This is a genomic window from Rhodococcus sp. UFZ-B548, from assembly GCF_903819475.1.
In the GTDB taxonomy this organism is placed as follows: domain Bacteria; phylum Actinomycetota; class Actinomycetes; order Mycobacteriales; family Mycobacteriaceae; genus Rhodococcus_F; species Rhodococcus_F erythropolis.
Genome location: NZ_CAIJDS010000043.1, coordinates 58,832 through 64,889 on the forward strand (window position 1 = coordinate 58,832; position 6,058 = coordinate 64,889).

Genomic DNA, 6,058 nt, shown 5'->3' on the forward strand with positions numbered 1-6,058 from the left:
GTCCGACGGTGCTCATGCCGCGTGTCCGACGGTGCTCATGCCGCGTGTCCGACGGAGCCCATACTGTACTGATCTGCACGAATGTCTTGCGGGTATGTCACTCTGTAAAGAGAGACACGGGGTATAACTTGCTCCACACGTCTAGTTCTGAAGATCTGCCGACGGCAGTGAACGTCCAAAGGAAGGCTCGGGCAGCAGGTGGCTAAAGCGGACAACGGCAGCGGTCAGGGAGCGTCCGGTAACCCTCGTCGCCTCGTGATCGTCGAGTCACCGACCAAGGCGCGCAAAATCGCTCCCTACCTCGGTAAGGACTACGTCGTAGAGGCATCGGTCGGTCACATTCGCGACCTGCCACGAGGCGCAGCAGACGTTCCGGCCAAGTACAAGGGCGAGTCATGGGCCCGTCTCGGCGTCAACGTCGATCACGACTTCGAGCCGCTCTATGTCGTGAGCCCGGAAAAGAAGGGCAAGGTCGCCGAACTCAAGTCTCTGTTGAAGGACGCCGACGAGCTCTTCCTCGCAACTGACCCCGACCGCGAGGGCGAGGCAATCGCCTGGCATCTCCTCGAGACTCTCAAGCCCAAGATTCCGGTTCGTCGAATGGTCTTCCACGAGATCACCGAGCCGGCAATCCGTGCTGCCGCCGAAGACACCCGCGAACTCGACACCGACCTCGTCGATGCTCAGGAAACCCGCCGCATCCTCGACCGTCTCTACGGTTACGAGGTCAGCCCGGTTCTCTGGAAGAAGGTCATGCCGAAGCTCTCGGCCGGCCGCGTCCAGTCGGTGGCCACTCGCGTCATCGTCCAGCGTGAACGCGAGCGCATGGCGTTCAAGTCGGCGTCGTACTGGGACATTTCCGCGACGCTCGACGCCGGTGCAGAGGCCAGCCCGCGTAGTTTCGGTGCTCGCCTCGTCTCCGTCGACGGTTCGCGTGTCGCCTCCGGCCGTGATTTCGGAGCTGACGGAAAGCTCAAGGGCAGCGCGGTCACCGTGCTCGACGAGGCGTACGCGCGTCGTCTCGCGGAAGCGTTGCAGGGCGTCGACCTCACGGTTTCCTCCGCCGAGGACAAGCCGTACACGCGCAAGCCTTACCCGCCGTTCATGACGTCGACTCTCCAGCAGGAAGCCGGACGCAAACTTCGTTTCACGTCCGAGCGCGCCATGCGTATCGCGCAGCGTCTGTACGAAAACGGCTACATCACCTACATGCGTACCGACTCGACGACGCTCTCGGAGTCGGCGATTGCAGCCGCTCGAGCGCAGGCCACCGAGTTGTACGGTCCGGAATACGTGCATCCGACGCCGCGTCAGTACACCCGCAAGGTCAAGAACGCGCAGGAAGCGCACGAGGCGATCCGCCCCGCCGGCGACGTGTTCCAGACCCCGGGTCAGCTGCACTCCAAGCTCGATTCCGACGAGTTCAAGCTGTACGAACTGATCTGGCAGCGGACCGTCGCTTCGCAGATGGCCGACGCCCGCGGTACGACGCTGACGCTCCGCATCTCCGGCACGGCAGGCACCGGCGAGGACTGCACGTTCTCCGCTTCGGGTCGCACCATCGTGTTCGCCGGCTTCCTCAAGGCTTACGTCGAAAGTGTCGACGAAGAAGCCGGCGGTCAGTCCGACGACGCCGAATCCAGGCTTCCGGTACTGGTCAAGGGCCAGGAAGTCACGGCCACCAAGCTCGATCCGGACGGGCACAGCACCAACCCGCCCGCTCGCTACACAGAAGCCAGCCTGATCAAGACGCTCGAAGAACTCGGCATCGGTCGTCCTTCGACCTACTCGTCGATCATCAAGACCATCCTCGATCGCGGATACGTCTACAAACGTGGCAGCGCGCTGGTTCCGTCCTGGGTGGCGTTTGCCGTCATCGGACTGCTCGAGGTGCACTTCGGCCGGCTGGTCGACTTCGACTTCACGGCAGGAATGGAAGACGATCTCGACGCGATCGCCGGCGGCCGTGAGCAGCGTGGCAACTGGCTGAGCAGCTTCTACTTCGGCGGCGAGACAGGCGCTGAAGGTTCGGTCGCCCGCGAGGGCGGGCTGAAGAAGATGGTCGGAGTCAACCTCGAGGAGATCGACGCTCGCGAGGTCAACTCCATCCGACTGTTCGACGACGCCGAGGGCCGCGAGGTGCACGTGCGCGTCGGCCGGTTCGGCCCGTATCTCGAGCGCATGGTTCAGAACCCGGACGATCCCGAAGGCGATCTGATCTCGCAGCGGGCGAATCTTCCCGACGACCTGCCGCCGGACGAGCTCACTCCCGAGTACGCCGAGAAACTGTTCTCGACGCCTCAAGAGGGCCGCAAGCTGGGCGTCGACCCGCTGACCGGCCACGAGATCGTCGCGAAGGAAGGCCGCTTCGGTCCCTACGTGACCGAGATCCTGCCCGAACCGCCGGCCGAGCCGGAACCGGACATCGTTCCCGTCTCCGCTCCCGAGCCGGAAGAAATCAGTTCGGGCAGTACTAAGACTGCGGTGAAGAAGGCCGCAGCCAAGAAGGCACCCGCGAAGAAGGCTGCCAAGAAGGTCGCGGGCCCCAAGCCGCGGACGGGATCGCTGCTCAAGTCCATGGATTTGGCGACGATCACCTTGGAAGATGCGCTTCGTCTGCTGTCGCTTCCGCGCGTGGTGGGTGTCGACCCCGAATCCAAGGAAGAGATCACCGCGCAGAACGGCCGTTACGGTCCGTACCTGAAGAAGGGCACGGACTCACGCTCGCTCGCCAACGAAGAGCAGATGTTCACCGTCACGCTCGACGAGGCCCTCAAGATCTACGCCGAGCCGAAGCGTCGTGGGCGTCAGGCGTCGGCAACGCCTCCGTTGCGTGAGTTGGGCGTCGATCCGGTCAGCGAGAAGCCGATGGTGATCAAGGACGGCCGTTTCGGTCCGTACGTCACCGACGGCGAGACCAACGCCAGCCTCCGCAAGGACGACGACGTCGAATCCATTTCCGATGCTCGTGCGTCGGAGTTGCTGGCTGATCGTCGTGCGCGCGGCCCGGTCAAGAAGAAGGCTGCTGCCAAGAAGGCTCCGGCAAAGAAGGCCGCTGCCAAGAAAACAGCCGCAAAAAAGGCCCCGGCCAAGAAGGCTGCCGCCAAGAAGGCTCCCGCGAAGAAGGACTCGTAAGGCTTCGTCGGTGCCGACGGTTAGGGTTTTTGCATGAGTACTGAAGTGGCCGAACGAGGTGTGTTCGGTCGGCTGGTGGGTCAGCACGACGTCGAGCAGAGCCTGCGTGATGCTGCGCTGTCGGCTCGTGGCGATTCCAGCGGCTCGGAGATGACCCACGCGTGGCTCTTCACCGGGCCACCCGGCTCTGGTCGTTCGGTTGCTGCTCTCTGCTTCGCCGCAGCCCTGCAATGCACCTCCGACGGTGCACCAGGGTGCGGTGAGTGTCATGCGTGTACGACGACGATGGGTGGAACCCACGGTGACGTACGACGAATCATCCCCGACGGCCTGAGCATCAGCGTCAAAGGCATGCGCGAGATAGTCAACATCGCTTCGCGTCGGCCGACGACGGGGCGGTGGCAGGTCATCGTGGTCGAGGATGCCGATCGTTTGACCGAAGGCGCAGCCAACGCCCTGCTGAAGGTTGTCGAGGAGCCACCGGACCGCACGGTCATCCTGCTCTGCGCGCCGACGACCGATCCAGAAGACATGTCTGTCACCCTCCGTTCGCGATGTAGGCACATGCCGTTGGTGACGCCGTCCGTCGAATCGATCGCCCAGGTACTGATCGACCGCGACGGGCTGGATCCGGAGCGAGCGAGAATCGCCGCATCGATCAGCGGCGGACATGTCGGTCGGGCGCGGCGCCTCGCCACCGACGAGAGCGCGCGGGACGAGCGTCAGCGTTCGCTTCGGCTGGCCGCCGACGCGATCGGTGCTTCGACGGCGTACAAAGCCGCAGAGAACTTGGTGAAGTCGATCGAGGCTGACACCAAGGCGTTCTACGCCGAACTCAAGGAACAGGAGCTCGAGGAGCTCAAGGTCTCCTTGGGTGGCGGTGGAACCGGCAAGGGAACAGCCGGGACTCTGCGCGGATCGGCTGGTCTGATCAAGGACCTCGAAGCGCGCCAGAAATCGCGCGACACCCGGGCCCGCCGCGATCTTCTCGACCGGACGCTGATCGACCTGGCCGGCATGTACCGGGACGCGCTTTCCTATTCGTTGGGGTCGACGTCGACGGCGACCCATCCCGACATGGCTCGGCAGGCCGCCGAGTTGGCTGCACGAACGTCCCCGGAGGGGTTGCTCAAGTGCATCGAAGCGGTGCTCGAATGCCGCGAGGCCGTCGACTTCAACGTCAAGTTGCAGTGGGCGCTCGATGCGATGGTTGCCTCCATCGGAGCCGCTTTCCGACCCCCGTTTTCGCGATCCGGGGGTTGACCAGATAGACTCGCCACCGCCGAAAGGCACGCTGCCTTAGCTCAGTCGGTAGAGCATTTCACTCGTAATGAAAAGGTCGAGAGTTCGATTCTCTCAGGCAGCTCAGCCAAGAGCCCCACACCCGGAAATCCGGATGTGGGGCTCTTGTCGTTAGTTCCCAATTCTTGCGTATGTGCGGTTTATCCTGAGTTCGGCGAACACGTGCCTGAACAGGAGAGCCCTCGATGTCGGATCAGAACTGGGGACCAGGCCAACCATCGCAGAATCAGCCGCCGTACGGGCAGATGCCGCCGCAGGGTTATCAGCCGCCGACGCCCGCCTATCCGTACGCAAGCTGGATCTCTCGGGTGTTTGCGTCAATCCTCGACGGCTTTGTCGTTCCGCTCCCCGGCGTCATCCTCGCGGGCATCGGAGCAGTGATCGCGTTCTCCGGATCCGAAGTGACCACATACGACGACGGCAGCGTGAGCGCTGAAGGCGGTAATCCGGTCGGGGTGATCGTCATGGTCGTCGGCATACTGGCGATCTTCTTGATCGAGGTGTGGAATCTCGTCTTCAGGCAAGGGAACACCGGACAGACGCTCGGCAAGAAGTGGCTGGGAATTTCGGTGATTCGGGAGTCCGACGGTGTGCCTCTCGGCCCGGTGATGGCGCTGCTTCGTTGGATCATGATGGCGATCCTGGGTGGCGCCTGCTTCCTCAACTATCTCTGGCCGCTCTGGGACTCGAAGCACCAGTGCTGGCACGACATGGTGGTCCGGTCGGTAGTCGTTCGCGCGCGCTAGTCGCTGCCGAGGTCTCTTACAGTGGGTGTCATGGAGTTGGAAGTGGTCGCAAGTCGACGACGCGCGCTGGCCGCACCCGTCGGTGTTGCTGCAGTGGCGGTGACGGCCGCCGCGGTACTCCACTTCCGTGATCCCCACAGTGCGGGTAGTTACGGCGTTTGTCCGATGTACGCGTTGACGGGATTGTGGTGCCCGGCGTGTGGTGGCCTTCGTGCGGTCAATGACCTGACTAATCTGGATGTTGGCGCCGCAGTGTCCAGCAATGTCTTGATCGTGCCGTTTGTCGCGGTGTTGGTGATCGCGTGGATCGGTTGGACAGTGCGCCGTTGGAAAGGCACGCGGGATCGCATGATCGTGCTTCGGCCGACTGTGACGATCGTGGTGCTCGGAGTTCTCGTTGCATTTACGGTTGTTCGAAACACCCCGTGGGGGAGCTGGCTCGCGCCGGCGTGACGGTAAGAGGTCGACATGGCACTGCAGGTTTTTTCGCTCATCGTTCTGCTCGGCGCGCTGATCATCCTGATTCCGACGGCACGACGTGTCTTCGGCAAGAAGGACGACGAGTAGGCCTCGACAACTGGGCCGGAGCGGCACATGCTGGCGGTATGGCTGATTCGTTGAAAGCGCGCGTCAAGGAAAAGCTACTGAGGCAACTCGCCGAGGACGGTCGGCACCCGATTCAGGAAGCTGAGGGTGACGATCCCCGGCTGGTGTCGATCAACGACGATCTCGAAGCGTTGGAACAGGCCGAGGAAGGCGATCCGATCGTCGAAGAACTGGCCGAGAGGTACTGGGTTCCGTGAAGTTTACCGACCGCAGTGCTCTGACCTGGCGATTTGGTGTTGTGTTGATCTTCGCGTAACTTTGTCCAGGTC

The 6,058-nt window shown here is 62.9% G+C and carries 5 protein-coding genes and 1 tRNA gene; all 6 read left to right on the forward strand.

All coding sequences use genetic code 11. From position 1 onward, the window contains the following. Window positions 1–198: 198 nt before the first annotated feature. Entirely contained in the window at window positions 199–3,135 is a 2,937-nt protein-coding gene (gene topA, locus H7C86_RS27665) for a type I DNA topoisomerase (RefSeq protein ID WP_019746651.1), read from the forward strand. A 33-nt stretch (window positions 3,136–3,168) separates the two neighbouring features. Next, a complete protein-coding gene (locus tag H7C86_RS27670) occupies window positions 3,169–4,398 on the forward strand; it encodes a DNA polymerase III subunit delta' (protein WP_019746652.1) in 1,230 nt (409 codons plus the stop codon). Window positions 4,399–4,428: 30 nt separating this feature from the next. Then, a tRNA-Thr gene (locus H7C86_RS27675) sits at window positions 4,429–4,501 on the forward strand. Between the two features lie 121 nt (window positions 4,502–4,622). Then, complete coding sequence (locus H7C86_RS27680; RefSeq protein WP_069147163.1) at window positions 4,623–5,183, forward strand: RDD family protein; 561 nt, start codon at window positions 4,623–4,625, stop codon at window positions 5,181–5,183. Between the two features lie 30 nt (window positions 5,184–5,213). Further along, complete coding sequence (locus tag H7C86_RS27685) at window positions 5,214–5,636, forward strand: DUF2752 domain-containing protein (RefSeq protein WP_021342697.1); 423 nt, start codon at window positions 5,214–5,216, stop codon at window positions 5,634–5,636. A gap of 152 nt (window positions 5,637–5,788) precedes the next feature. Continuing rightward, window positions 5,789–5,986 carry a hypothetical protein gene (locus H7C86_RS27690; RefSeq protein WP_003946112.1) on the forward strand — a complete coding sequence of 66 codons (198 nt, stop codon included), beginning with the start codon at window positions 5,789–5,791 and terminating at the stop codon, window positions 5,984–5,986. Window positions 5,987–6,058 lie beyond the last annotated feature (72 nt).